Genomic DNA, 3,047 nt, shown 5'->3' on the forward strand with positions numbered 1-3,047 from the left:
CTGCCGGGCTGGGGACCGGAACCCGGCATCTGCCACGCCATGTTCCCCGCCCGTCGGGCCCTGGTGCCCGCGGTACGTCGATTGATCGACTTCCTGGCCGAGAACCTCGACGGGGCCGAGCCGCACCACCTGGCTGAGTAAGCGCGCTTATGTCGAAAAACTCATAACCAAACAAGTAGATATTCGTTTGCCGTTTAAGCGATGGTTTGCAGAATGGCGGCCATGACCGGCTCCCCCATCACCTGCCCAACGCGACTTCGCCGAGATTCCGCGCGTCACGCCGGCGCCGAGCAGGCGGGCGGCGCGTGAGCAAGCCGACGATCGTCATCGTTCCAGGTTGGCGTGATTCCGGACCCGGACACTGGCAGAGCCTGTGGGCCGAGCGCATGCAGGGCGCGGTACGCGTGGTGCAGGACGACTGGATCACGCCGAGCCGCGCCGCATGGGTGGCCGCGCTCGAAAAACTGGTTCTCGAGAGTCCGGAACCGGTGATCATCGCGGCCCACAGCCTGGGTTGCATCGCGACCGTGCACCTGTCGGAAGCGGCCGCGGCGCGCATCAGCGGCGCGCTGCTGGTGGCGCCGGCCGACCCGGAACGGCGTGCCGTGCTGTCCGATTTCGCTCCCGTGCCCTACGCCAAGCTGCCCTATCGCAGCATCGTCGTGGCGAGCAGCAACGACGCTTTCTGCCCGGTGCGGCTGGCCGGCGCCTATGCGCGCGCCTGGGGCAGCGAATTCGTTCGGATGCAGAATGCCGGCCACATCAATATCGAATCCGGGCACGGCGACTGGCCTTTGGGCCTCGCGCTACTCCAATCGCTGACCGACGAGCCGACCACGCTGATGAGCGGCCGTCAGAATTTCGAACCCTTGGCAACCCTATGACTTCCAGAATCAAGACCCTCATCGGCACGCTGGTGCTCGCCGCCAGCGGCGCCGCATCGGCCCAGACGCTGCTCAACGCGTCGTACGACGTGGCGCGCGAGTTCTACAAGGACTACAACACCGCCTTCGTCGCCAACTACAAGAAGACCACCGGCAAGGACGTCAAGATCGACCAGTCGCATGGCGGCTCGAGCGCCCAGGCGCGGGCCGTAGCCGACGGCCTCGACGCCGATGTGGTGACGATGAACACCTCGACCGACATCGACTTCCTGGCCAATGCCGGCGTGGTCGCCAAGGACTGGCCCAAGCGCTTCCCATACAACGCATCGCCAACCACCTCGACGATGCTGTTCCTGACCCGCAACGGCAACCCGAAGGGCATCAAGGACTGGGACGACCTGATCAAGCCCGGCGTGCAGGTGGTGGTCGTGAACCCCAAGACCGGCGGCAACGGCCGCTACGCCTACCTGGCGGCCTGGGGGTACGTGAAGAAGAAGGGCGGCACCGACGCCCAGGCGGCCGAGTTCGTCGGCAAGTTGTTCAAGAACGTGCCGATCCTGGCGCGCGGCGGCCGCGATGCGACCACCGCCTTCCTGCAGCGCAACATCGGCGACGTGCTGATCACCTTCGAATCCGAAGTGGTGTCGATCGACCGCGAGTTCGGCTCCGGCAAGGTCGATGCGGTGTATCCGTCGATCAGCATCCTGGCCGAGAACCCGGTCGCGATCGTCGAGCGCACGGTCAACAAGAAGGGCACCGGCGAACTGGCCAAGGCCTACCTCGACTACCTCTACTCGGAAGAAGCGCAGGAAATCGCAGCCAAGCATGCGCTGCGCCCGCGCTCCGAAGCCGTTCTCAGGAAGAACGCCGCGACCTTCAAGCCGCTGCAGCTGTTCACGGTGCAGGAATTGTTCGGCAGCCTGTCGGAAGCGCAGAAGGTGCACTTCAATGACGGCGCCCAGTTCGACAAGCTGTACACGCCTGGCGCCAAGTAAATGAGCGGTGCTGCTACATCGGCGCTGTCGTCCGCGGCAGCGCCGCTAGCGTCTGCGGGGAGCCGAAGCGTGTCGCGCCGCGTGCTGCCGGGCTTCCACATCACGCTCGGCTACGCGGTGCTCTACCTGAGCCTGATCGTGCTGATCCCGCTGTCGGCGCTGGTCTTCAAGACCTTCACCATGAGCTGGGAGCAGTTCTGGGTGGCGGTCACGGCGCCGCGCGTGATGGCCTCGTACCGGCTGACCTTCGGCGCCTCGCTGATCGCCGCGCTGGTCAACCTGGTGTTCGGGCTGCTCGTGGCCTGGGTGCTGGTGCGCTACAAGTTCCCGGGCAAGCGCATCATCGATGCGCTGGTCGATCTGCCCTTCGCCTTGCCTACCGCCGTCGCCGGCATCTCGCTGACCGCGCTGCTGGCCGGCAATGGCTGGGTCGGCCAGTTCCTGGAGCCGCTCGGCATCAAGCTGGCCTTCACGCCCGCGGGCGTGGTGATCGCATTGATCTTCATCGGCCTGCCCTTCGTGGTGCGCACGGTGCAGCCGGTGCTCGAGGACACCGAGAAGGAACTCGAGGAGGCCGCGACCAGCCTCGGCGCGACGCGCTTCCAGACCTTCACCAAGGTGATCCTGCCGTCGATCATGCCGGCCCTGCTGACTGGCTTCGCGATGGCCTTCGCGCGCGCGATCGGCGAGTACGGCTCTGTGATCTTCATCGCCGGCAACATGCCGATGATTTCGGAGATCACGCCGCTGATCATCATCGGCAAGCTCGAGCAGTACGACTATGCGGGCGCCACCGCGGTCGCGCTGGTGATGCTGGTGATCTCCTTCGTGCTGCTGCTGGTCATCAACGGCCTGCAAGGCTGGAAGCGGCGCCGCTCGGAGGCCACGCAATGAGCGCTCCGTCGAGAACCATCCGCCGCGCGCAGGCCGGTACCACCGAATCGGCGTGGGTCCGTCGCACGCTGATCGGCATCGCGCTGGTCTTCATGTTCCTGTTCCTGGTGCTGCCGCTGGCCGCGGTCGCGGCCGAGGCGCTGCGCAAGGGCTTCGGCGCCTATGTCGAGGCGCTCAAGGAGCCCGACGCCTGGGCCGCGATCCGCCTGACCCTGCTGACGGCCGCGATCGCGGTGCCGTTGAACCTGGTCTTCGGCATCGCCGCGGCCTGGGC

At 66.2% G+C, this 3,047-nt stretch carries 3 protein-coding genes and 1 pseudogene; all 4 read left to right on the plus strand.

What is annotated here, in order from left to right:
• The first annotated feature begins 305 nt into the window (after window positions 1–305).
• Window positions 306–884 carry an RBBP9/YdeN family alpha/beta hydrolase gene (locus AC1DY5_RS49330; RefSeq protein WP_478121619.1) on the plus strand — a complete coding sequence of 193 codons (579 nt, stop codon included), beginning with the start codon at window positions 306–308 and terminating at the stop codon, window positions 882–884.
• On the plus strand, window positions 881–1,879 hold the full coding sequence (locus AC1DY5_RS49335) for a sulfate ABC transporter substrate-binding protein (protein ID WP_478121620.1): 999 nt from the start codon (window positions 881–883) through the stop codon (window positions 1,877–1,879). Before AC1DY5_RS49330 ends, AC1DY5_RS49335 begins: the two co-directional genes overlap by 4 nt.
• Window positions 1,880–2,773, plus strand: coding sequence for a sulfate ABC transporter permease subunit CysT (cysT, locus tag AC1DY5_RS49340; protein WP_478121621.1), 894 nt, complete (start codon window positions 1,880–1,882; stop codon window positions 2,771–2,773). It abuts the gene before it with no gap.
• Window positions 2,770–3,047, plus strand: a pseudogene (locus AC1DY5_RS49345) (sulfate ABC transporter permease subunit CysW); the annotation flags it as partial. The gene cysT and the pseudogene AC1DY5_RS49345, both read left to right, overlap by 4 nt.

The organism is Variovorax sp. P4_D9, from assembly GCF_056401695.1.

Coding starts and splice junctions, on each gene's coding strand:
- AC1DY5_RS49335 (WP_478121620.1), top strand. CDS start 881: ATGACTTCCAGAATCAAGACCCTCATCGGCACGCTGGTGCTCGCCGCC.
- cysT (WP_478121621.1), top strand. CDS start 1,880: ATGAGCGGTGCTGCTACATCGGCGCTGTCGTCCGCGGCAGCGCCGCTA.